This window comes from Chryseobacterium sp. JJR-5R (assembly GCF_034047335.1).
In the GTDB taxonomy this organism is placed as follows: Bacteria; Bacteroidota; Bacteroidia; order Flavobacteriales; family Weeksellaceae; genus Chryseobacterium.
In genome coordinates, this window is sequence record NZ_CP139137.1 from 1,157,782 (window position 1) to 1,183,166 (window position 25,385).

At 40.9% G+C, this 25,385-nt stretch carries 16 protein-coding genes and 1 tRNA gene; 4 read left to right on the top strand and 13 right to left on the bottom strand.

What is annotated here, in order from left to right:
- Positions 1–459: 459 nt before the first annotated feature.
- From SD427_RS05455 to SD427_RS05500, 10 genes are all read right to left on the bottom strand, one after another.
- Positions 460–1,458, bottom strand: coding sequence for an acyl-CoA thioester hydrolase/BAAT C-terminal domain-containing protein (locus SD427_RS05455; RefSeq protein ID WP_320560268.1), 999 nt, complete (start codon positions 1,456–1,458; stop codon positions 460–462).
- Positions 1,459–1,746: 288 nt separating this feature from the next.
- Positions 1,747–3,876, bottom strand: coding sequence for a hypothetical protein (locus SD427_RS05460; RefSeq protein WP_320560269.1), 2,130 nt, complete (start codon positions 3,874–3,876; stop codon positions 1,747–1,749).
- Between the two features lies 1 nt (position 3,877).
- Positions 3,878–6,583 carry a DUF6603 domain-containing protein gene (locus SD427_RS05465; RefSeq protein ID WP_320560270.1) on the bottom strand — a complete coding sequence of 902 codons (2,706 nt, stop codon included), beginning with the start codon at positions 6,581–6,583 and terminating at the stop codon, positions 3,878–3,880.
- Positions 6,584–6,642: 59 nt separating this feature from the next.
- A complete protein-coding gene (locus SD427_RS05470; RefSeq protein WP_320560271.1) occupies positions 6,643–7,335 on the bottom strand; it encodes a tail fiber protein in 693 nt (230 codons plus the stop codon).
- A gap of 97 nt (positions 7,336–7,432) precedes the next feature.
- Entirely contained in the window at positions 7,433–8,068 is a 636-nt protein-coding gene (locus tag SD427_RS05475) for a hypothetical protein (RefSeq protein WP_320560272.1), read from the bottom strand.
- Between the two features lie 13 nt (positions 8,069–8,081).
- On the bottom strand, positions 8,082–9,584 hold the full coding sequence (locus SD427_RS05480) for a hypothetical protein (RefSeq protein WP_320560273.1): 1,503 nt from the start codon (positions 9,582–9,584) through the stop codon (positions 8,082–8,084).
- A 12-nt stretch (positions 9,585–9,596) separates the two neighbouring features.
- A complete protein-coding gene (locus SD427_RS05485; RefSeq protein WP_320560274.1) occupies positions 9,597–13,673 on the bottom strand; it encodes a hypothetical protein in 4,077 nt (1,358 codons plus the stop codon).
- A gap of 29 nt (positions 13,674–13,702) precedes the next feature.
- Positions 13,703–14,638 carry a hypothetical protein gene (locus SD427_RS05490; RefSeq protein WP_320560275.1) on the bottom strand — a complete coding sequence of 312 codons (936 nt, stop codon included), beginning with the start codon at positions 14,636–14,638 and terminating at the stop codon, positions 13,703–13,705.
- 1,015 nt (positions 14,639–15,653) lie between these two features.
- Positions 15,654–15,733: transfer RNA gene (locus SD427_RS05495), tRNA-Leu, on the bottom strand.
- A gap of 77 nt (positions 15,734–15,810) precedes the next feature.
- Entirely contained in the window at positions 15,811–16,578 is a 768-nt protein-coding gene (locus SD427_RS05500; protein WP_320560276.1) for an MBL fold metallo-hydrolase, read from the bottom strand.
- A gap of 54 nt (positions 16,579–16,632) precedes the next feature.
- On the opposite strand from SD427_RS05500, the gene SD427_RS05505 reads away from it, so the two are divergent.
- Together SD427_RS05505 and SD427_RS05510 are read left to right on the top strand one after the other, a co-directional pair.
- The gene (locus tag SD427_RS05505; protein WP_320560277.1) at positions 16,633–18,060 is read left to right on the top strand and encodes a TonB-dependent receptor; all 1,428 of its coding nucleotides are present in this window, start codon (positions 16,633–16,635) and stop codon (positions 18,058–18,060) included.
- An 18-nt stretch (positions 18,061–18,078) separates the two neighbouring features.
- On the top strand, positions 18,079–18,528 hold the full coding sequence (locus SD427_RS05510; protein WP_320560278.1) for a GAF domain-containing protein: 450 nt from the start codon (positions 18,079–18,081) through the stop codon (positions 18,526–18,528).
- A gap of 111 nt (positions 18,529–18,639) precedes the next feature.
- On the opposite strand, the gene SD427_RS05515 is transcribed toward SD427_RS05510, so the two are convergent.
- The 3 genes from SD427_RS05515 to SD427_RS05525 form a co-directional block, all read right to left on the bottom strand.
- A complete protein-coding gene (locus tag SD427_RS05515) occupies positions 18,640–19,371 on the bottom strand; it encodes a helical backbone metal receptor (RefSeq protein WP_320560279.1) in 732 nt (243 codons plus the stop codon).
- A gap of 26 nt (positions 19,372–19,397) precedes the next feature.
- The gene (mgtE, locus tag SD427_RS05520; protein ID WP_414017717.1) at positions 19,398–20,702 is read right to left on the bottom strand and encodes a magnesium transporter; all 1,305 of its coding nucleotides are present in this window, start codon (positions 20,700–20,702) and stop codon (positions 19,398–19,400) included.
- Between the two features lie 385 nt (positions 20,703–21,087).
- Positions 21,088–21,639, bottom strand: coding sequence for a pyruvate decarboxylase (locus SD427_RS05525; RefSeq protein ID WP_320560281.1), 552 nt, complete (start codon positions 21,637–21,639; stop codon positions 21,088–21,090).
- A 173-nt stretch (positions 21,640–21,812) separates the two neighbouring features.
- Between SD427_RS05525 and rpsO the strand changes: the two genes are divergently transcribed.
- Together rpsO and SD427_RS05535 are read left to right on the top strand one after the other, a co-directional pair.
- Positions 21,813–22,082 (top strand): 30S ribosomal protein S15, encoded by a 270-nt coding sequence (gene rpsO, locus SD427_RS05530; RefSeq protein ID WP_027386233.1) that lies wholly within the window; start codon positions 21,813–21,815, stop codon positions 22,080–22,082.
- 333 nt (positions 22,083–22,415) lie between these two features.
- Positions 22,416–24,749: a polyribonucleotide nucleotidyltransferase gene (locus SD427_RS05535; RefSeq protein WP_320560282.1), complete on the top strand. Its 2,334-nt coding sequence runs from the start codon at positions 22,416–22,418 to the stop codon at positions 24,747–24,749.
- Positions 24,750–25,385 lie beyond the last annotated feature (636 nt).

Here is a 25,385-nt window from a genome sequence, read left to right on the forward strand (position 1 = left end):
GCATTACAGGCAACAGCATGATGATATACCGTATATTGGATTGTCTTACCCGGGCAGGGCCGGTTCATAAAGTCATCAATACGGCGGAGCGGTAAAATATACGGCATGCCCTTATTTTGAAGGGAGATATCATCATGACCATATCTGCTTCAGCTGCGAAACCGTAGAAAGTAATCTGTACTGAAAATGCTGTTCCGTGATCCGGATTCCTGAAAAGTTACGGTACATGCCTGTAATTTCGTATTGAGCGGCATTTACCCGGAATACTGGTGCGGCATCAGATATATCCGCATGGGCCGGCTGATATCATAGCTTTTAATCCGTAAGCTCCATAAAATGACGGCAGCAAAAATGTATGGGATTTTGTTATCTGTATTTATCCTTTTCAAGATTTTAATCTGAGGACTCTTTTCCTGCAGTATTGAATCATATTCCCGATCCTTCAGGCTTATTAATAATTTAATGAGGATGTGCATTAATCCAATCCACTGCAAACTGATGAACTTCGTCAATGCGGTCAGTTTTAGGACTGTTCTCATCAGCCTGATCCTGAAAATAATGATTGCTGTCCGGATATACTTTATACGTAAGGTTATTTTTCCGTCTCCTTATGAATTCAAGTTTTGCATAATCCATTCCAACTATAGGCTGGTTATGATCTTTTCCCGCCGCAATATAAAGTATGGGGATATTTAATTCAAGCATATTTTCAAGGGGAGATTTTTTATTGAAGCTGCTCCATTTCAGATACGTCTCTCCATACCATTTCTTCTTTACCGACATCGGATCCGCAAATATCTTATCAAACTCTGAATAAAGTGAATCAATAACTTTCTGTCCTTCGGCGGCAGACAATTTCTTCCTTTCGATATCCAGTCTTACATTGGTTATAAAATCATACAACTGCGGCATCGCATTCCCGACAATTGAGACCACATGGGTAACTTTTTTATTGAGAACTGCTACACGCGGTGCTACCTGGGAGCCCTCAGAATATCCCATGACGACAATTTTACTTTTGTCGACAGGAATCTTTCTGCTTATAAAATTAATTGCTTTTGCCGCTGCGCCGGCTCTCCAGTCCAGGCTGTATAAATTTGTATATGTTTCATTTTCGGGATAAAAACGTCTTCCCGACGGTGAGGTCTGCAGGGAATCCCTGAACGGTATGCCAGGCTTGCTGATGAGCAGGATGTGGAAATCCTTTGCATATTTCCTGATATCCAACGGGATCGAAGTTGAATAATTTCCGGACTTTTTCTTATAATATAGGGGAAAGTTCCCTGAGCCATCCAGATAGACCAGCAGTGGCTTTTTAGCGGTACTGTCAGAACTGGCAAGATGGACCTGGAAGGTTTTAAGTTTATTATCGTGTATGGTGTAATGGCTAAAATGTTCTGTTTGAGCAAGGGCTATGCTGCCCAAAAAGAGGAATACAATACAGGAGATATATTTCATTGCGTTTTTAAGATCATTCAGGTTACTGTATGTTGGATTGTTCTGTAAAAATGATGCGTAAAATTGCAAAAAAAATGTAAGGGTACAAAAAATATTTTTAGAGGCCATAAAAAATTACTTTTGAACATCATCTTTTAAAAAGAAGACCTTCTCATATGTGTCAGATAACATCAGCCTCTTGGACATTAGAGAAACTTTTTACGCAGTACGAGGCTTTGTGTACTGTTATTTTGAACAGTTTAAATTAAATAAGCAACACAGCCGATCACAGTCCTATGTCATGAAATTTCAGGCAATTCCGTTTGTTATTTTAAAATCTACATAAGGCTGCTTATACAACAGTTCGAACGGTAATTTCCCTTCCGGTATCTCCTGACCGTTAATCATATACCCGCCGTCTTTTTTACTAATAAACTCGCCGGCATCTGACGTTTTGGAATATTCTACAGCGAAGTGGGCATTTTCATTCTTGAGATACATTTGTATTTCATCAAAATTTTCATCGGTAATGTACAGCCGTAAAGAACCGGTTATGCTTGTTACCACTTTAAAATTAAAGTTCCCGTTCAACTCTACAATAAGATGCGGCCAGTTTTTGATGATCTGAGACTGCAGGATGATACCGTACTGTTCAGTTTCATAATTGAATATTTCCCTGATGACTGCATTCCCCAGGACACAATTTTTAAAAACCCCTGCTTTTAATTTCGGTCCGGTACTGAAAATCCCGAAAAGGAATGCCAGCAGCCAGGAGTTATTAATTTTAAAATATTTACAGCTTTCACCGGTGCTTAAATCAGCATGCGGGAACAGATAATACAGTGGGAAATTTTCAAATTTTAAAAACCCGGCTACATAATTACACAAGATGGCGGGAATCTCATACACCGAATCATCGGTTGGCAGCTTCATGAGATGGGTCGTATGGTTTTGCTCCTCTATTAATTCATTCAAGGATAAATCATATTTCCATTTTTTGAGTGCCTGCAGCACTTTATTGTCGTTCATGATCATAAGGCGGCCTAACTGCCATGCTGCAGCATACGTCATGTCATACATTTTGGTATCTTCATTAAACAGGATAAGACGGTCTGCATGATCCGGCAGGTAATTTCCCGGAGAAGCAGTGTCGTTTTTTATAAACGCCTCTAAATCAAAACTATATTTCCTGTTGACTAAAGGCCCCTGGTACCAGGATACCATTTTTCCTCCGCCCTTTAGCTGGTGTTCCAGCGGAACTTTGGCGAGATTAAACAGCCGGTTGGCCGCTTCATTTTCAGTTACTAAATTAGTTTTGAATGCCTGGATCTCCAGCTCATGCAACAGTCCTTTCAGGGTTTTTCCGTTGTATTCCAGATACTCAAGGATGTGGTTGTTTTTTTCTTCAGATTTTTCCTGTTTTTCCTGAAACGTATGCGTGATATCATTATTTTCTTTTTTAATTGCTGCCGGATTCCCTCTGCCTTCCTCCACAGAAGAACGTATGGGATTTTCATCTTTAAGTTTTAGCTTGAACTTATCAAATTCTGCTTTTTTCTCATTCAGGAATTTCTCGTTTTCTTCAATGAGCCTGAGCAGCTCGCGGTATGACGGATTTTCCTTATGGCTTTCTATCATAGCTTTCAGGCCTTCGTAATCCAGTATTTCAGAATCTTCTGCTCCGGCAAAATCTTTAAAGTCCGGGTGGTTTTTAATTTTTTTTGTATCGATCTGATATAATTCTGTCCCTATGGATTCAAATGACCATTCATTCAGCACCAGGCATGAGGATGTTTTAGCTTCAGTCCGTGAAATCATGCCGGAAAGATGATTTATTTCGACATAATAGCAGACAAAAGCCCGGTATTTCGTATCAGGCTTTACCATACGGTGAGATATAAGGATGCCCGTTTCTTCCGGTAAGTTTAATGCCGATATTTCCTGATGCTTCTGAACGCGTACGTGTGCCAAAGAAGTCATCAGGTTTAACGGGGGCGTCATCTCCGGGCCGTCTTCAAAGTTCAGCAGGGTAATGATCTTTCTTTCGGATTCCAGAGAATCGGCTAAATAATCTGTGCTGCTTTCTTCTATTCTGACTTTTCCCTGTTGAAATTCTTCTTCCTTTACCAGTACCAGAAATAGGTAAGGCAGCATTTCCCCGTTAAAAGTGCACCGGTATTCCCATGGAAGCGTGCTTCTTCTGAACTGGATATGGGGAAATACTCCGGCATAATTTCCTTTTCCTTTATTAATGGGATACATGGCCAATACCTCATTCTGAGGAATCAGATTGTCGTATCCGGCTACGTAAAACTCTGTTTTCTGAGAAATCCCGGCATTCAGCCCGTTTTCCAGAAAGGCATTCACTGTATATTTCCCGGCCTGTACGGTAGGGATATGCGACAAACCGATCCCTGTTTCATTGATTTCATTTCCCATATTATACAATTCTGTATGTACCCGGAGCTGTTTTGTACCGGTACGTTTCGATGGTATTTTCTAAATCCGAGACATCGAATTCATCTTTTTCCATAAGATTTAATTCATCCAGGAAACCTTCCGGCCTGAAACCGCCGTTATTTACTTTTTCTACGGCATAATGATCAAAAGCATCTTCATAATTCTTAACTGCCGTATCGTATAAGGAAACCGGCACGGACTGAACCGGAACAACAGTCTTTGAAAATTCCAGTCTGATGCCTTTGCAGACTTCTTTTAACAGATTTTCCCGGGACAAAGCTTCATGATCCGAAATGCTGTTTTTATCATTCCAAATTGATCGGGCTACGGACTGCAGGTTTAATTCATGGGAAAAAGATGAAAAATCAATTTTTGTTTTCCCAAGAATCACTTCTATATGCAGGATATTCTTCAGCGGGGAAGAATCCGAATATACAGGATAGATTTTCTTATCAGCCAGGCCTGTACTGATTCCGGTAATCCCGGTCACCGGAATCTGGCTGTATAGGTCCAGAACGAAATCTTTGGGGTTTACAATGGTTTTCCCAGGGCCGCTACCTGTTCCGGTTTTTTTTATAATGCCTTTTGAAATGCTGCACGTCAGCATCTTGTCCGTATCGTTCAGGTACGCTTTTATAAAATCCGGCAGCAGGAGTTTCGGCTTATCTTTCTGTTTTTCCCCAAAATAGGTTTCCAGTTCGTAACCGGCAATCTTAATCAGTGCTTTTCCTCCGAAATCCGGGCCTGCCACCCATAACCGGGCAATGATATTCTGCCTGAAGCTGATGCTGAACCAGCCGATGCCCACTCTTAGTTCTATAAAAAGGCGGCAGGCGATTTCTGCTTCGTAAAAAAACGGGTTCCAGCTGATGATAAAATCAGCCTGGAACTGGATGGCAATATTTGCATACAGCAGGCCGCCTTCATATGTAAAGATGATCCCGGCTTCTATGCCTGCCATGATGCAGCCGGGCGTCAGCGCATAATATATTTTGCCATAGATATTTACGGGGCCTAAGTTCAGGTTAAAACCAAGCCTGGGAATATCATCAGGGTAATAGGAGGGTGCTTTAAATTTTGGATGATAACCGCCTACGGATAAAACAAAATCCCCGGCTTCTTCCCCTTTAAGCCATATTCCGAAAGCAAAACCACCTGTGAGCTTCAGTTCGGGAAGCAGAACATAGGATTTATCGGTAAGCTGCCCTCTTGCGATAAAAATACCGTCTTCGAGATCTGCCCGCAGGGAAAAGGCAAATTCGATATTGTATATTCCCTTCAAAGACATGGCAGACAGGCCCAATATATTCACAGAGGTCTTATTGCCAAAGGCGACAGCCAGAATTCCTGTGGTTACGATAATTTTATAGGTATCGAATTTGATCCCCGCAACAATGACATAGCTGTTTTCTTCGGCCGGTATATATCTGTTTAAATCTGCAAATATTTTCTGAACGCTGTCTTCTTCTTTTAACCCTCCGTTTTTAATAATTTTTACCAAAGGGAATTCCGCGACTTCTGAAATATCGGGCATCACGAAATTCCTGTTCAGCCCGAAACCCAGTGCAAGTCCCAGGATATTAAAAGACGGGTCTACCGGAATGGGGACTCCCAGGTATCCGAATGCAAACAGCGACGAATAGGCTGGGGTCTTGATGTATGAGCCGATGGCAACAATTTCAATCTTCCCCATTTTAAAGGTAACCAGCCCATTGTAGGTTTCTGTTTTTTCCGTCTTCCCGTCAGCCTTTTTTACTTCCACTATTTCTCTCATGAAAGCGCCCGATACCGATAAGGTAGGTGTATTGTAAGCGAGAGACAGCCCTTTTACTGCAAATTGTACTTTTGCCAGGGAATCAGGAAACCTGAAGCCGTTTAAAATATGAAACGGAATGATAATGCCCAGGCCCATGACCTGGAAAGCAAACGGCCCTATATTCAGTTCTGCCGAAAGGAGTATCTGAATACTTTTGTTTACAATTTCCGGCGTAATTTCCGTAATTCTTACCGGAGGCTTTTTCTTGGTTTCTTCTTTGCCGGGACCGGACTGTTCTTCCTGCTCTCCGTTCTTATCGGGCAGAGCATCTGCAGATGTTGCCTTTCCTGTGTTTTTTGCCGGGTAGACCAGGGTCTGTTTTAGTGCACCGGAATGGTATTCTACTCCTATATTAAAATGATTCTTTATTTTAAGGTCTTCATCTTTAATCCATACCGTATCTTTAAACTGTCTTTTTAAAAAAAATGCAGCTGCTTCAGAAAGGCTTTTTTCTTTTTGTGAGAAATAAATAAGGTCCAGCCCGGAGATCCCATACCCTTTGAGATATTCCCCTACCAGCGGAAAACCGGAAAACCCGATAGTTCCGTTCAGAGATAAGCTCAGCAGATTGAATTTCCCGGAAAGGAGGATCATTAAATTAAAGTAAGGGTACGCCAGCTCCAGCCTGGTGGCAGATAGATAATCAGCGCTCTTTTTATCTTTCAGCTTGTAGACCCCGAAGTCTGCTTCTTCAGGAATCAGCGGATCAATAGCCTCTGCAAAATCCTTATGTTCGTTGAAAATAGAGCTCAGCCGGTTCTTTGCATCAGACAGCCGGTTTTTAAGATGCATTTCGGAAAACTGCTCATTGTTTTCAAACGCACCTGTCAGATCCAGCTCGAAATCCTTGATTCCGACCTTTAATTCCAACTGAGTTATTTTGTTTTTACCCATACGTTTCAAACGGCAGCATAGCGAGACTATGCCTTCTATTTCAGTTTAATGATATATCTCAATGTAACATGGGCGGGCACGATACTGAAACTACGCCCTTCCAATCTTGACGGATTATAATACGGATCTTTAGGATCAATGTTATTATGGGTTACTCTCTTATCATATTCGATTATATGGCTGTTATATAATGCATCATTATTATTTGCACCATAAGTTCCCCATTTTGTCCTAGGTACAATTCTGGGCTCATAGTAAACATGGTTGTGGAAGGGCAGGTTTTCTGCTATCAATTGTATATTATCCGAGCCTCTTTCCTGTACAGAAAAGGAATCGGTCCCTCTGATAAATCTATTGATTAAGTTCGGTTTCCGTCCTCCTATAATTCTTTTTGCATCAGGGTAACGGTCATTAATCCATCCTCCATCGCACAATTCCCATCCGTCAGGAATCCACTGGCCGCCAAAAGCCACGATGGTACCGATGGGCACCGAGATCCATTCGTTATTGGCATACAGGCTGTTTTTAACTTCTGTTTTATCCAAATTGATATTGATGAGCTCTCTGTTCGATTTTATAATTTTCAGTTCATTTGCCAACATTTCAATCTGGCTTTTCAGCCTTAAAAACTCAACGGTTAACAGATTAGCCGTCCCTTCATTCAGTTCCAGCCGGTTAATTTCCCCGTGATCTGATTTAAAATCGTTTACATTTAGTTTTTCTGACATAATTCTGGGATTAATCCGAATACAATATTTTTCCTGTTTTGATGTAAGATCCGGTTTTCTGCTATGACATTCTTTGCTTAGGGGTTACCGGGAAAAATCAGACTGTCTTTATCATGTAAAGCATTTTTACATTGGGGGGCGTAATATTAATCGAACTGCCCCGGCCGGCCGGAGAAGTACTTGACTTACTTAGATTTTCCCTGCTGTCATAATAAAAATCAGCTCTGCTATCACTGAAGGTGCCGGACGATATTACTGCCTGTTTATTGAAAAAACTATAGGTTATCCGGTCATAGACGTGGGCATGAACCGGTAAATGTGCTTCGTTTAAGACAATATTCTTAAAACCTGCCTCTACTTCCTTATTTCTTGTTTTATTTGTTGTTCCAAAGATTACTTTATCGTCTAAGTTAGGGCCGTTTGTCCCGTCACACAGCTTCCAGCCTTCGGGGATCTCTTTTCCGGCAAATGCCACAATGGTTCCGATGGGCACCGAGACCAGCTCTTCATTTGCATACAGCTTGTTTTTAACTTCTGTCTTTTCTGAATTTATTTTTATTAATTCTTTCTTTAAATTACTCACTACTTTCAATTCGCTTTTCAGCAGTTCAATAGTCTCTTCCAGTTTTAAAACTTTAGAAACCAGATGATCAATAGTTCCATCAGTGGACGTTATGTTTTTAAAAATACTTTTACCTGATTCAAAATCGTTTAAATAGAGTTTTTCTTCCATAGAATACCGGTTATTAGTTATAATAGTAAAATATTTTTCCTGTCTTGATGTAAAATTTAGTTTTGCCGTTTCTGTATCCCGGGATGTTTCTGTATTCCAGGTAAAACGGATAAGACCCTGACGGAAATTTTCCTGAAGCAGCGTTGGCCTGTACTCCGGAAATCTCAATGTCTATCCAGTGATTTTCTGCCATAACGGCATCTTCCATTAAAGAAACTTTAAGATTACCATTACCATCTTTGGAAAGCATTAGTTCCCTGCCTTCGCTGGCTTTTACTTTGATATTGGCAGCCTGCAATACATCTTCTTTTAAAATCCCTATCTGGCGGGAAGTTATTTCAAAAGATGAGTTTGGCCGGAATGCTATGCTTTCACTTCTGTTATTCATTACTCTCAGGATAATGGTCTGCAATCTGCCGTCTCCGCCATTATACAGCGTGTCGTTACCGAAAACAAACACATCAAAAGGGCATGCCTCGGCACCCCGGCTGTCCTGTATGGAAATGGTCCGGTCTATGGTAACGGCATGATCGCCTAATACCGTTATATTTTTATGATCTGCTGTTTTCAGGGTACAGTTGATAAGTTCCAGCTGTATGAGCACCTGGTCCTGGTTCCTCAGGTTTACCAATTCTGCAAACGGAACAGGAACAGAAAGCTGATGGTTGCTTATTTTAGCAGGATCGCCTTTCAGCTGTATGCAGAAATCATCGCCATCCGTACGTACAGATCCGGTGTCTGAAGAACTTTCTTTCTTTTTGAAAAAACCTTTTTTGGCTTTCAGGATGATGTGTATGTCTTTTCCGGGATCAAATTCTACGGCGTAATTGCCAAAATCAATATCCAGAAACAGGTTCTGTTCATCATTTTCCAAAAATAAACGGTCTTTATATTCCTGTTTATTGTAAAGCCGGAAATGGATGGTACTGAAAACGGACAGATTATGTACGTTTTGATAATTTCTTATGCTGTCCAAGGCATATGCATTGACTTCCTCCTGAATATTCAGATCGGAAAGCTTAATATTAACCGTTTCTCCTCCCTGCAGTTTTATTTCTCTCACGGATTCCGGAGAAACCGCTGCATTTCCTATTTCTTTATTAAATAAAATCGTCTTTATTGCATCCCTGCTCATGGTAATGGTGATATTGTACCAGGTATTGGGGATAAGCGTTTCGGTAGGATCAGCATTAATCATTAAGACATTATTCCGGATCGACAGGCTGTACGTATTATCAATATTCAGCAGTGTATTGTCCGCAGCATCTCCTGATAGCGTTTCATAATTAAAAAACAGGTTAATGATGTATGATTTATCGGACTCAACGGCAAATGCATCAAAAGTAAAGTTTATGAAATCATGGTTTGCCAGCGATAAAAAGCTGCCTCTCCGGGTATCGAAATCAATCTTTGAGCCCGATAAGCCTGAAGAAACCGTCACGTTCTGATAGATGTTGATTATTTGCCGGTTTTCCAGACTGTCTAAAGGGAAATGATAAGAGATTATGTTGCTCATCTGTATTTTAGATTAGAGTTGAGTAGATTTAATGGATATCCAGCCTTCTTTTAATACCAATTTCGGAATATCAGGATTTGAAACCGTGAAATCCGGAATGGATATTTCGCTGCTTTCAATCCTCCGAATCAATTTTTGGTCGTCATCCGTCAAAGATTTCCGGTTTATAAATTCTCGGTATTTTTCCATATGTATATAATAGAGGTTCTCATCCGGAAAAAATGGGTCTTCATCAATCAACCCTTTATTTTTCAGGATTCTGAGATCCTTTTCTTCTACATTTTTTAAAGCCGGATCCTGTGAAATGCGGTTCAGGACGGGCTTGTTTCCGGCTGAAAGCTTTTCTTTTTTCATTTTCTGCAGATCTATCCAGGACCATTTATAACGCGTGTCTTTCAGCAATGAAATCTGCAGGCTCTCTTTAGGGGTTATGATGGGAGAAGTGAGCAGCGTAAGTTCGATTTTTCTGAGTGCATCTTTGATCTCATTATACGGCAGGGTTATATTTTTTTCAGGTAAAATCCCGGATTTAAAAAACAGGCTGGCTTTTGGATGCAGCAATGCAACAATAGATTTTTCACGGCCGTTAATTGTGGTAAACCCTTTGCTGTCTTCCGTTTTTGCGGCCATGGCAAATGTTGCAGCCAGATCATCCTGTGGAATAATATGAAGCTCCTGCAAAGTGTCCCAGATGAGGTTTCCTTTTTCAGTAAACTGTTTCAAGAGGTAAGCCTTGGAAATACTGCCTTTGTTTTCCTGTATATTTTCCAGCAGGCTGACCAGTGCTTCAAACTGGGTCCCTGCAGCATTTTTATTCTCTCCGCTTATATTGTTTGCGCTGAAATTCCCGGGATTGAGCAAGTTTGTAAAACGGTCGAGTAAAAACTTCATGTCAGGATTGATCAGGTCATTTGTGGTAAACCGCTCAAAGATATTCTGTGAACTGCGGGTAGTAATATCGGGTTTGCTAAGGGAGCTGATTAATGTATTCAGCATATCCCTGTTTAAAATATCTGCCAGCTTAGAACCTTCTTTCAACGCCTTCTTTAGTATTGCCAGGACATTTACAGCATTTGGAAGCGTGCTTCTGGAAACTTCAGCATGAAGAATACTTTTAACGGAATTATACACCTTAATGCTTTTTTGGGCACCGGAACTTATCCCTGAAACCGTCTCACTGTTGATATACAGCGTCTGGCCGCTGAAATCATCCGGATCTTTGTGCCAATAGCCGATCAGGCCGTCGTTATACTGGTTTACATCCCCGAAGCGGACCGGGAACCTAATACTGCCTAATCCGTTTTCATGGGCTGAATGATCAGATACGGCCTCTTTATTTTTAATATTATAAACGGATTTGCCTTTAGAAACCAGTTGATAATCTATTTTTGTGATCGCGATGGGTACGGATGCTATTGTTTCCATCAGAGAAGGATTCTGATCGTGTTCCGGAGCAATATGTTCTAAATTGTGCTGGATTTCCCTAATTACCTTAGCCATAAAGCCGGGTTTCTTGCTTTGTTCCAAAAACCAGTTAACGGTATTCCGGAGATCAGGATTTCCGATCTGTTCGATTGCTGTCTTATTTCCCTGGTCCGACGGGATATTGAAAGGCGTGGGTTCCCATTGGCCTTCATCATTTACTGCCCCTATGTGCGCTCCTCTGTTATCAAAAAATTCAAGATGCTGATTCAGGAAGACAGGTATCATCCAGCCGATGACCGGGCTTTTTTCCGTAGCTGAAGTATGATAATCGAATGTAACGTCTAAAGCGGCAGGCTGTAAAAGTCTCGGAGGCAGAATAACCCAATTTTCCTTATCTGAAAAGGTCTGGTTTTTTGTGGTAATGATTTTATCCGGATACAGTTTTTCTTCCCTTCCGAAACCGTCCACAATTCTGAGCCGGTTTATGCTTAATGCTCCGTTCCTGAGCGGATTGAATACAGACAAACGGTTTGTAGACAACAGGTTAATGCTGCCTTTATGCCTGTTGAGCAAGGCATGGAGTGTGCCTGCCGCTTTTTTATGGTTTTGGAATCCGTTAGGAATCAGGGGAAGCACCGCCATAGCACTGCTCCGCTGAATCATCAGGTTATTAAAATCAGAAAGGGTAAACTCGAACAAATGAGTATCATTAAGTTTAGACCTGTACTGTTCCAATAGCTGATAAATCGGCTGATTACCGGTATTTTCGTGATCAGCTGTTTCCTTTGCCCCGGTAATTTTATCAAGTACAAAATCCTTCACCGCACTGTCTACAAATGAGTTTCCGTAATAACTGTTTGCGGAGGCATGGTAAGCAATGTTATCCAGCCTGTAATTTTTGATCAGATCGGCATTCTGCTCATCCAGCTGATAGGTATCCGATAAAAAATCAGGAGAGAAATTTCCGTCTGCAGTGTTTAAATAATGCCCGTTCTTCTTTGGTAAAAACTCTGCATGCCATTCTACTTTGTAGGTTTTCCATACATTCGCTGCCACTTCAGTAACGGGAAGCACATTGTTTCCGGTGATCTTACTGATGATTACGTCTATAGGATCCTCTGTCTGTATATCACCAATTGCCGGTTCGGGGAGAATCTCCCTGTCGTTGAATGAACGGATCAGGGGATTTTTATCAGAGGCTGAAATAATAACGGTCGGAGGCAGCGCTTCATAAAAATTAAGCTTATTCTTCTTTTCAATTATTATTTTTGAAAATGCTGCATTTTTCAGTTCTTTTTTTAACGTCAATTCATCCCAACCCCTGTTGGAACCGGACCAATATTTATCGGAAACCGCCTGAATGTCATCTATTTTACTGATCAGATTATCAATAACGGCTTCAATATGCGGGTTATTTCTTATCTGATGTTCCAGCCCTGCAACTGCCTGATCAATTTTTCCTGCCAGCTGCCCGCAATATACTTCCCTGTATTGTAATGCATCAATGTTAGACCCGATCTGCTGAAGGAATGTATTCAGCTCATTATCCGCAGATTTTTCTAAAAACAGTTTTGAAAGGTAATCGGACCAGTCGATATAGGCATTCTCCAAATCAGAATGAAAATGATGGTGGGCAGCGTCACATTCTCTCTGAAGCCTGTTCAGTTCCCTGATCTCATCTGAAAATAATTTTTCAATTTCGTACGTCACCACCGTACTGTTCACGGGGAGATCATGTGCCTTGATCTGCCAGCCGGAAAATCCGCCGGTGACACTGAACTGTTTTTCATGCTGCTGATGGCGGAGGCGGGAAACCCGGTCTAATTTCTGATCGTTTAAGCTTTCAGCATTCAGTATCGATTCTATCTGCTCTTCTTTCCTGAGTCTTTCAACCGGTGTTTCCTCTTCATCGCTTAAATTTTCTACCATCAAAGCCGTTAAAGCTTCCGGAAGCGTATTGGCGACGGCAATGCTGAAGGCTCCTGCCTGCACCGGGTTTTCTTCATTTTTTATCCTGAAATTACCTGCAACAAAAGGGAGGTTTTTATTCCCTTCTACCCAGCCGAGGATAATATAAGACCCATCGGGAGCAGGATCATGGAATCCAAATATGCTTCTGCAGTTGGCAAAATGCATGTCAAAAGACAGGCTTCCCCAGCCCATTGCCGTTAGATGATCAAGATATTGATGAGAAGATGTGTTTTTTTTATTTCTCCATTCGTGATAGGAATATTTCCTTCCGACATAGCTGAAGGTAAAATCTCCTTCGGGCTTTCCTTCAAGATAGCTGCAGGTGTTGTACTTATCCAGATCCGGATCGTTGATGTCCCAGATATAATCACTCTCTATTATCCACTCTTTTGCTCCATGCATAATGTACCATCGGTTGGGAGCCTGGGGAAGATTGCCTGCATCATCAAATTTCTTAAAAAAATCCGGTAGGGTAAAATGCAGATGGACTCCCTTCTCCAGGTAGACAGCATTATCGTAAGAAAACGGGCGGGGAATGATTGAGCTTTTGTCAAAAGGGATATTTGGATTTTCAAATACTTCTTTTGGCCCGTTCATCCACGGAATATTTTCGAACCGGATATCCTGGCCGATAACCTGCCGCGGCTGATCCAGATAAAGTGCATTAATGTGTAAAGGGAGTACTTTTGCCATTCCGGGGTACGGATTTTTCCAGCTGGAAATTATTTCTTTTCTACAAGGAGGAGCTGGGTATTTTCATCCAGCTTTGCATGTAATTCTATCAACATTTCGTTAAAGTTATTACTTACATCCTGGGCTTCATAATGAATAAGGGAAGCTTTTTTGAACCTGATTCCCAGAGACTCCAAGAAACTGTCTTCATTCTGTATGTTACTTTTGGTAATCTCTTCCTGAGCATCTGCTACGGATTTTTTTGCTTCTTCAATTTCTGTATTGTTCTTTTCTTCCTCAGCCGTTCTCAGATAAGCCCTTGCTGTATTTAAATATTTTTTCAGTGCTTTATCTCTTGCTGCCTCAGTGCTGGTTTTCTCAGAAGACTCGGCAGCATCAGCCTTAGTAACAGCATCTTCCCAAGCTTTTTTAGCATCAGTAACATCTTTTTTGGCCACTTTATTTACCACATTCAGGTAATAAAGGCTCCGGTGTTCCACGCCGTTTACATCACAGCCTAATTCTCCTTTCAAACCATCTATATTGGCAAATTCAAGGGCAGACTGAATGCTTTGGTTTTTTATCCTGCTGCTGTCCACATTCCCTTTGCCGATCAGCCTTTTATCAGCACTTATATAAAGAGCATTGATATCTACGCCCAATACTTCTGCATTTCCGTAGATAATGGTATTGGAGGCATTTACATACATTTCTTTGCCGGCATCCGAATCCTTGAATTTAAATCCCTTTTTTCTGTCTTTGCAATCTTCAATATCAGCAAGATCATACACTAAATCCTCATCTGAAACTTTCAGGCTCGTTCTGATGTCCTGGCTTCCACTTTTTTCTAACTTGTTTTTTGTAAATACTGTTTTGTCAGCGTCGATAATTATTACGGTATCATACTTTTCACTACCACTTTCGGGTGTCAGGACTAAGTACGGTTTATCACCGTCAAACACTCTTTTAAAATTTTTTAATGCCATTTTTATATCATTTAAATTACTAATGTATTGCGGTTGTTATCCTGTTTTATACGGTATGATTTGTTTGTCAGGATTTTATTAAAAATTACAATTCCTACTTTAAGTTTCAACATCTTTTCAATTCATTTGGTCATTCCCGGCTCGAAATAATTAATCTGACTAAGTTTTCATATCCATTGAATAATCCCGTGAATTTTATAGCTATTCCTGGAATGACTTCAGCATGATTATGCAGACAGAGAATGTATCCTTTTATATGCTCCAGCAAAAATAACAACTCTATAAAGCATCCTGATACGTATAAATACGGATTTTGATTTTCTTAATAAAGTATTATCACTGCGTTAATATATGCTGTAGAAGATATTTTAGGCATCCCCGGCAGTTGCGTATGAAATAAAGCGTTTTTCCGACTTTAAACTAGATATTTATCAAGGCAGTAGTTATATTAAGAATCCATCAGATGAATTATTAAGCCTGTTATACGCTGCAGAGCAGGCAGGATCTATGAAGCATCAAGGATTTATTCCATTTACAGAATTATTACCGGATGTTTTAAAAGCGCCAAGAAAGTAAGCTGAATGATGGAGAAAATTATTTTATTACCTTTTTATTTATTTTTTGCTCCAATCAAAGTAAAGGAGTAAGGATAAAGATGTTGATATTATATTCCCGTTGTAACAAATGGCTGAGTGATGAGATTGTTAAAGCGCAATTGTTTATAAGCACTACTAAGAATACAGGTGTTCTTTCATTTCAAACTACTTGGATCATAATTTCAGGTATCTTGCTTAGTTAGGCTTGATTTTGCTGCAGCATCAATCTGGCTTATATTGTATTTATGAATTATGCTGATAATGAAGCTGACAATGAAGAATCGATTTGAATAAACATATTTTATATGCTAGTTTTGGTTATCACTATCACTATTGTTTAAAATTCTTATAAAATATGGCTGGCACATTTATCAAAAAAATAAAACCCTCTGAAATCATTTGATTTCAGAGGGTTTTCGTACCCAGGACCGGGATCGAACCGGTACTCCTAAGAACTGGTGTTTGAGACCAGCGCGTCTACCAATTCCGCCACCTGGGCTGGTGTTACCATGCTTTTAATTGGTGTGCAAATATAGAAACTTTTATCAATACTTAAAAATATTTTTGAAGAAAATTTTAAAAACTGATCTCCATACCGTCGTAAGCGAGATGCATGCCGGAAGGAAGCAGTTTGTCCTCAACATCATGCAGCCCCAGATGATGGCTGATATGGGTCAGGAACATTTTTTTTGGTTTAAGCTCTTCAAACAGGGCAATCACATCAGGAAGGATAAAGTGGGCAGGGTGGGGGTCAGATTTCCTGATACAGTTGACGATCAGCACATCAAGATCATGAAGCTTTTCCTTTTCCGTATCAGAGATAAAACCGGCATCCGTAAGGTAAGCCAGCTTTTTAAACTTATATCCGAAAGCCGTTATTTTGTAGTGGACCACTTCCACCGGCGTAATTTCCGTATCCAGTACAGTGAACGGTTTATTTTCAATTTCATGCAGGTCAAAGGCCGGCGCCCCGGGATACCGTATGTCGGCAAACGCATAAGGAAAACGGTTCCTGACTTCATTTCCCACCCTTGAATAGCAGTAAAGCGGCATATCTTTCCCGCTCTTGAAAATCAGGGGACGTACATCATCCAGCCCGATCACATGGTCATTGTGTTCGTGCGTGAGCAGGGTAAGGTCTACCGTATGTTCATGATTGGCCAGCATCTGCTGTCTGAAATCCGGGCCGCAGTCAATCAGTATTTTCCTTTGCTCATCCGTTGTTACCATCACAGAAGACCGGAGCCTGCTGTCTTTGGGGTTTTCTGACGTGCATACTTCGCAGGTGCAGCCGATTACGGGCACGCCTTGGGAAGTTCCCGTTCCTAAAAATTTCAACTTCATTTTCTTTTCAGGTTGGTTTAATTTTGGTAAATTTACGAAAAATTTAATGTCCTAATGTATCAGAAACTGACTCCTAAACAAAAAGCATTAACAATTAATCTAGATCCTACTATTTATGGTACTTTCGCGGAAATTGGAGCAGGGCAGGAGACTGTACGGCACTTTTTTAGAGCAGGAGGAGCTTCAGGGACAATCGCTAAGGCCATGTCTGCTTACGACAAGGATTTCAGTGATGCGATCTACGGAAAAGAGGTGAAAAACCGGTATGTTACCCAAAACAGGCTTCGGAAAATGCTTCGTTATGAAGTATCCCTTATCGAAGAACGGATTTCAAGGGAAAATAACCCTAACAGAAAGTTTTTTTCCTATGCCAATACCGTAACCACCATTAATTTTGATAAAACGGTAAAAGGCCACGGCTGGGTAGGCATCCGCTTTCAGGTAAAAGAGAATGAAGGCTATAATGAAATTGTTATCCATGTTAAATTCAAGGAAAACGATGCCACTTTACAGCAGGAAACATTAGGCAATCTTGGGGTGAACCTGATCTTCGGGGCATTCCATTATTATGATAATCCCAGAAACCTGATCGAATCCCTGTATGATGACGTTGCCAAGGACAACCTTGAGATTGACATGATTGATTTCAGCGGGCCGGGCTTTGAATATGTAGATAACAGGCTGATGTCCCTGCAGTTGGTGAAGCATGGGATGACAGATGCCGTTATTTTCAATTCCGAAGGAAATAATATGCTTCCTGCGGATGTTTTATACAAAAAGAATATTTTTGCAGTAAGAGGAAGTTTCAGGCCGGTAACGAAAGTGAATATCGATATGCTGAAAAACGGGATGGACATGTTCCTGAAAGATGCCATCTGTACCCATGAAGATACGGAGATCCTTATCGAGATTACCATTTCAAACCTGCGGGCAGACGGTGATATTGATGAACGGGACTTCCTGGACCGGGTAGATGTCCTGGCTAAATTGGGATATACGGTAATCATTTCCAATTATTCTGAATATTACAGGCTGATTGATTATTTTGCCTCCTATACCAATGGAAATATCGGTGTGGCAATGGGGGTTAACAACCTGCTGATGGTTTTTGATGAAAAATACTACAAGAACTTATCCGGTGGGATCCTGGAAGCGTTCGGTAAATTCTTCAGAAACGGAATGAGGGTATACCTTTATCCGTATAAAGACCCTGAGACGCATGAGCTGCTGGATTCTTCCACCCTGAAAGTAGAAGAAAACCTGAAGGAACTGTACAAATATTTCAAGCATAACGACCGTATCGTAGACATCAAAAACTACAATCCGGAATTCCTGGAGATTTATTCAAGAGATATTCTGAAAAAAATAAGCTGCAATATCAAAGGCTGGGAAACCCAGGTTCCGGAAGGCGTTGCGGAAATGATCAAAGAACGTGGAATGTTCGGCTTTAAAGAAGAGCTTTCCTTAAGACAATTTTCTTAAAAAAAACATACAATTACAATGTCAGAATTAAAGAAAAGGCTTTCGTCGATCCTGGAAAGCCCTAAACACAATACCGAAGAGAAACTTGAAAAGGTATGCCACCTTTTAGACCAGGAAATTTCCTATTTCAACTGGACGGGTTTTTATTTTAAAAACGGCAATAAAGACGAATTAAAGCTGGGGCCTTATGTAGGAGCGCCTACAGACCATACCATTATCCCCTACGGTAAAGGGATCTGTGGCCAGGTGGCCGTTTCCAATGAAACGTTCGTTGTTCCGGATGTACATGAAGAAAGCAATTACCTGAGCTGTTCCATCGATACCAAAGCGGAAATTGTAGTCCCTATTTTCAAAGACGGACAGAATGTCGGCCAGATTGATATCGATTCCCACACGGTTGATCCGTTTACGGATGAAGACCGAGAATTGCTGGAATGGCTTTGCAGCGAGGTTTCAAAAATTTTATAAGTGTATTTCAACATATTGAAACAGCTACTCCGGCCTTTCGGGCCGGAGTAGCGTGTTAAATATACTGGCTTGTTATATAAAAGCTTGTGAATTAAAATACGGAAATTTGCATTAAGCCGGTTCCACTTCTGCTATCAGTTCCCTGAAGTAGGTTCCGCATTTTGCAAGATGCGTCCCATACCAGGAAAAAGCTTCCCCGTCTACAATCATGATTTTTTTATCAGGATAAAATTCCTTTAGTTCTTCAATGTGTTTCTCTTTAAAAGGGAAGGGTTCGGAAGACAGCATGATCAGATCCGCCTTAGCCAGGTCTTCTGTCCGGATCTCAGGGTAGCGCGTTCTGTCTTCAAATACATTTTCAAAACCGATTTCGCTTAGTATTTCATGGATGAAAGTATCTGAACCGATTGTCATGTACGGGTTTTTCCAGATCAGATAGGCTGCTTTTATTTTAATATTGATTTTCGACGGGTTCAGGACTTCGTTGATTTTCAGATTGAAAAGCCGGGCTTCATCTTCCTTATTAAACAGGTTGCCCAGTTGTTTAAGCAGAGCGTAATTGTCTTCAATATTTTCAACATGGGTTACAATTACTTTATAATCATCCATCAGTGCTTCTACCTGTTCTTTGATGTTCTCTTCTTTGTTGGCAAGGATCAGGTCGGGCTGCAGGGCTTTGATTTTGTCAATACTGATGTTTTTCGTTCCGCCGATAATGGCTACATGCTGTACTCTTTCTTCAGGATGGATACAGAATTTTGTTCTTCCTACCACTTCGTTTTCGGTCAGGCCCAAATCAAATAACGCCTCGGTGATTGAGGGAACGAGGGAAACAATTTTCATAACGATATTTTTAGAGTTTGCCTAAATTACAAAAGTTTACCCGTTAAGAAAAGCCCGGCTACGGAAAAATAAATAATCAGGCCCGTAACATCTACCAGGGTTGCTACAAAAGGGGCCGAAGAGGTGGCCGGGTCAAGTTTCAGTTTTTTAAGGATAAAGGGAACCATGGAACCTGAAAGCGTTCCCCAGAGCACGATCATCACTAAAGAAACGCCGACACTTAATCCCACATAAGCCCAGTGCATGCCGTAATCGAAAAAGCCGGCTTTGTGCCAGACCATAATCCTCAGAAAGCCGATGATGCCCAAGATCCCGCCAAGGAAAAGCCCGGTAAAAATTTCTTTTTTCATCACATACCACCAGTCTTTCAATCCGATTTCCTGGAGCGCCATGGCACGGATAATCAGCGTGGCAGCCTGTGAGCCTGAGTTTCCGCCGCTGGAAATAATCAGAGGGACAAATAAAGCAAGGACTACCGCTTTCTGGATTTCATCCTCGAAATATCCCATCGCGGAAGCGGTGAGCATTTCGGAGAAGAAAAGGATAATCAGCCACATGCCTCTCTTTTTCACCATTTCCATCAGTGAAGTCTGGGTATACGGATCATCCAGTGCTTCCAGACCTCCGAATTTCTGGATGTCTTCGGTATTCTGGTGTTCAATCTGGTCAAGGATATCGTCAATGGTTACAATACCCACAAGTACGCCGGCTTCGGTAATAATCGGGAGGGCTGCCCGGTCATATTTTTCAAAATACTGTACTGCATCCTCTTTTGAGACCGTAGTTTCAATCGCAACAAACTGATTGTCGGTGATTTCGGATACCAGAGTTTCTTCTTCCGCCAGCAATAAGCTTCCGAGTGCAATATCATCGATCAGGCGGTTCCTTTCATCCACCACATACAGGTAGTTCATGGTTTCCACCCTGCTCCCGACTTTTTTAATCTGCTGAAGGCATCTTTTTATCGTCCATTCTTTACGGATCTGGATATAATAAGGCGTCATCAGACGGGCAATGGAATTGGAATCGTAGCCCAGCAGTTTCAGGGCGATCCTCCTTTCCTGCGGATTCAGGTGGTTGATGGAATATTTGATAAGTTCATCCGGAAAGTCCTCGAACAGGGCAGTCCGGTCATCAGGAGTCATCGCGTTCAGGATTTCAGAGACTTCATCGCTTCCGATACTTCGGATGGTCTCTTCCTGGAAGTCAGGATTTAAATGTGAAAAAACATCAGCTTTGTATTCCTTCGGAACTTTCAGGAAGGCCAGAAGCCTTTCGTCAGCATGTAATTCGCTGAGCGTTTCGGCAATATCGGCAGGATTGAAGGTCAGTTCGTCATTAGGATTCAAAACGTAATTTTTTAGCTATGCAAAAATAATTCAAATTTTTAAGATTGACCAGCGAACGGTAAAATTTAAGGATTTATTAAATTTTGCGTGTTAACAGATAAAAGCACCCGCAATTGCAGATGCCTGAAGAAATTTCTACTGAGATAGTTTGAATGAATTGTTTGTCCGACTAAATTAGTAAAAGAATTTGTATTATTCACTATACAATGAAATTTAAATCAGTGAATTTAAATGGAATGCATAATATTCAGCCTGTAATACTCTGTAAAAGGGCGGATGATGAATTGAATAGTGATAAAATTTTCAGTAAGTGTATGATAAAGATGAGGATTTAAATGATATTTAATACCGGCAGAACAGCAGTTGATTAAAATCCCGTTTCTTCCGAGGGTTTTGTTTTACGCAGTTGCTTTAAAATTCCTTTAATGGCCCCATGGGTACCGATCTTCACTGAGTTGGTAGTAGAGCCTAAAAGCCGCATGTTCTTTTTATACGTATCATAATCGCTTTCGGTAAGCAGGTTCCCGCCGGCATCAAAAAGCTTCATGCTGACGATGACCTGGTTGGAGAAAACGTATTTTCCGATTCCCACTTTAAAATATTTTACCTTTGGAACCACGGCAAAGTCTGCATCATTGTTCATACAATAATCTGAAATGGTTTGTTTGTCAATGCTGTCAAAGGATATCTGGATTTCCGTTTTCAGCATCCTGTTTTTCCGCTCGCTCAGATTATCGGAAACGGCACTGAAAAAGGCTGTATTGGTAGGCTCCTTGATCTCTTCGATGTCAGGATCCACTTCAGGATTGAAATACAGAACTTTCCGGGTTTGGTTATCTGCGCTTTTCTGCGCTTTCACGGAAGAAGCACAGACAAAAAGAAGTGTGGAAAAGGCAGTAAGGAATATAAATTTTCTCATCGTTGATTTCTATGCAAAATTACTGCCTTTTAATGGGATACCCTCGTCTTTTTAAGAAATATTTAACATTTTTTATCTATCGAATTTGATAAATGAACCTGATAATGTTTGCCGGATTAAAAATAAGTCGTATTTTTGCAGCCGTTACATAATAATCATTAAACAATATTGGAATGTACTTAACAACAGAAAAAAAAGCAGAAATCTTCGCAAAACACGGAAAATCTGCACAGGACACAGGGACAGCTGAAGGACAGGTAGCCCTATTTACTTTCAGAATCAACCATTTATCTCAGCATTTGAAAGCTAACCGTCATGATTTCAATACGGAGAGATCTCTGGTAAAACTGGTAGGTAAAAGAAAAAGTTTACTGGATTATCTTAAGAAAAAAGATATCACAAGATACAGAGCAATTATTGCTGAACTTGGATTAAGAAAATAATCTGCAAAGATTTAAAGATAAAAGCAATCTCGTTAGAGGTTGCTTTTTTTATGCCTGCCCGGAACCGTAGATTATAGGATATGAACATTACAGTTTGCCATGCCCAGCTGTTTATAAACATTTTCCAAACTGTTTTCCGTACCATCTTAATAAATATTTAACAGGAAATAGCCGCTTAAGTGTAATGAAAATGCAGGCAATACAGCCTTTTCCTGTGGATTTTGACTATCGCAGAGGCTTTAATCCAAATAATTACATTAAATTTGCAGACAATAATTCAGACGAAATATAAATATTAAAGCACTCAATACGGAGTGCAACACAAAACAATTTATGAGTATACCTCAAGCAATTACAGAGCTGATTACTCTTGCAGACGGCAGAGAAATCACAATTGAAACAGGGAAATTAGCCAAGCAGGCGGACGGATCTGTTGTCGTTAAAATGGGCGGAACCATGCTTTTAGCAACCGTAGTCGCCAATAAAGAAGCCAGTCCCGGCGTAGATTTCTTACCGTTGACGGTAGATTACAGAGAAAAATTCTATGCAGGCGGTAAAATCCCCGGAAACTTTTTCAGAAGAGAAGCCAGGCCTTCAGATCAGGAGATCCTGACCATGCGTTTGGTAGACCGTGTATTAAGACCCTTATTCCCGGATGATTTTCATGCCGAAGTTCAGGTAATGATTTCATTGATTTCTTATGACGGACAGTCGATTCCTGATGACCTGGCAGGCCTTGCCGCATCTGCAGCCATCGCAATCACGGATATCCCTTTCAACGGGCCGATGTCTGAAGTAAGGGTGGTAAGAATGAACGGTGAGCTTTCCGTTAATCCTAACTACGCAGACCTTAAGAATTCTGACCTTGATATCATGGTGGGAGCCACTAAGGATTCTATCGTTATGGTAGAAGGGGAAATGAAGGAAATCACAGAAGCGGAAATGCTGGAAGCGATTCAGTTTGCCCATACCGAGATTAAAAAACAGGTGGAAGCGCAGGAAAGACTTGCTGAAAAAGTAGGAAAATCTTTCCCGAAAAGAGAATACAGCCACGAAAACCACGATGAAGCCATCCGTGAGAAAGTGTGGAAAGAAACATACGATAAAGTATATGAAGTAGCAAAAACGCCTTCAGGAAAAGAAGAAAGAGGTGAAAAATTCAAAGCTGTACTGGCTGAATTTTTAGCGCAGTATGTAGATCATCCTGAAGAGCTGGAAAGGGTAACGCCTTTTGCAAAAGTATATTACCATGACGTAGAGAAAGAAGCAATGCGTCAGATGATCATCAACGATAAGATCCGTCTTGACGGCCGTGATCCTGAAACGATCCGCCCGATCTGGAGCGAAATCGATTATTTACCGGGAGCCCACGGTTCTGCCATCTTTACCAGAGGAGAAACGCAGTCTTTAACGGCTGTAACCCTGGGTTCGGTAAAAGATGCGAACATGGTGGACAGCGTAATGGTGAACTATGACGAAAGATTCTTCCTCCATTATAACTTCCCGCCGTTCTCTACAGGAGAAGCAAGACCTTTGAGAGGGACTTCAAGAAGGGAAGTAGGACACGGAAACCTGGCACAGAGAGCTTTGGCAAATATGATCCCTGAAGAAAACCCGTACACGATCCGTATCGTTTCCGATATCCTGGAATCCAACGGTTCTTCTTCCATGGCAACGGTTTGTGCAGGTACATTGGCATTGATGGATGCAGGGGTTCAGATTTCAAAACCGGTTTCGGGTATTGCAATGGGACTGGTAACTGACGTAAAGACCGGTAAATTCACAGTGCTTTCCGATATCCTGGGAGACGAAGACCACTTAGGGGATATGGACTTTAAAGTAACCGGGACGGCAGACGGAATTACAGCGTGCCAGATGGATATCAAAATCCAGGGGCTTTCTATGGATATTATGGAGAAAGCGCTTTTACAGGCTAAAGACGGAAGACTTCATATTTTAGATAAACTTACGGAAACCATTGCTCAGCCTAGGGAAGATGTGAAACCTCACGCTCCTAAAATGGTGATGATGGAAATCCCTAAAGAATTCATCGGTGCCGTAATCGGGCCTGGAGGAAAAATCATCCAGCAGATGCAGAAGGATACCGATACGGTTATTGCTATTGAAGAGATCGGCGAGATCGGAAGAATTGAAATTTCCGGTGTCAGCAGAGATAAAATCAATGAAGCGATTGCCAAGATCAACGAAATCACTTTTGTACCGGTAGTAGGTGAAATCTACAACGGAAGAGTGGTGAAAGTAATGGATTTCGGGGCTTTCGTAGCAATTGCGAAAGGAACGGAAGGCCTTCTTCATATTTCTGAAATCGAATGGTCACGTCTGGATAAAGTTCCTTACAATGAAGGGGATGAAGTGGAAGTGAAGTTCATGGGTTATGACGACCGTAAAAAAATGAAGCTTTCAAGAAAAGTCCTTTTACCGAGACCTCCGAGACCGGAAGGAAAACCGAGAACAGAAGGGCAGGACAGACCCGGCGGACAGGGAAGACCTGACAGAGACAGAGACAGACCGGCAAGACCGGCAAGACCGGAAGGCAGATCTGACAGGCCGCAGGGACAGAGAAGACCGGAAGGCGACAGGCCGGCCGGAGATCAGGACCAGAATCAAAATCATAATCAGGATCAGGATCCTTCATCGGAAGCTTAAGTTTCATCTTAACTTATACAGATAAATAATAACCACCGGATATTGATTCCGGTGGTTTTTTTATGTTCAGATCTTTACTGATGCTTTCAGTCTTTATTACAAGTAAAGCTGTATAGGACTGCAGATTCATATGATGCAGGAATTAGCATAATTTCGGAAAGGAGCCTGTTAAAAATTTTCAAATAGATTTAAAATAGCCTTATGTGTATTAACCTTAAGGACTCAACGATAGTACATTCAAACAATTTTTAAAGTTTTTTGAACTAAAATTCAACGGAGCTACGCTTTAACAGGATTTGTGTAAAATCTTCTCAATTGATAAAATAAATTGAATTCCAGCAGTTTGAACGTATCATCATTTGCATGTAAGTTTATTTTTACGTATCTTTGTTTACTTATTAAAAGAAATCTCTGTCTTTACTTCTGTGATCGTTTATCGATTTTATTTATTCCGGGTTAATTTTTAGTTGCCTTATCTATCTTAATCACAAGGCAATCACATTAATAAAAGCACTCAGAAAACCTTTAATAACATACAATTTCAGGAACCTTTATGATACTGCCGGAAGGCACATATAATATGAGTTTACCATGAACCTGTAGAACAACATAAACAGCAATTAATAATAAAAATAT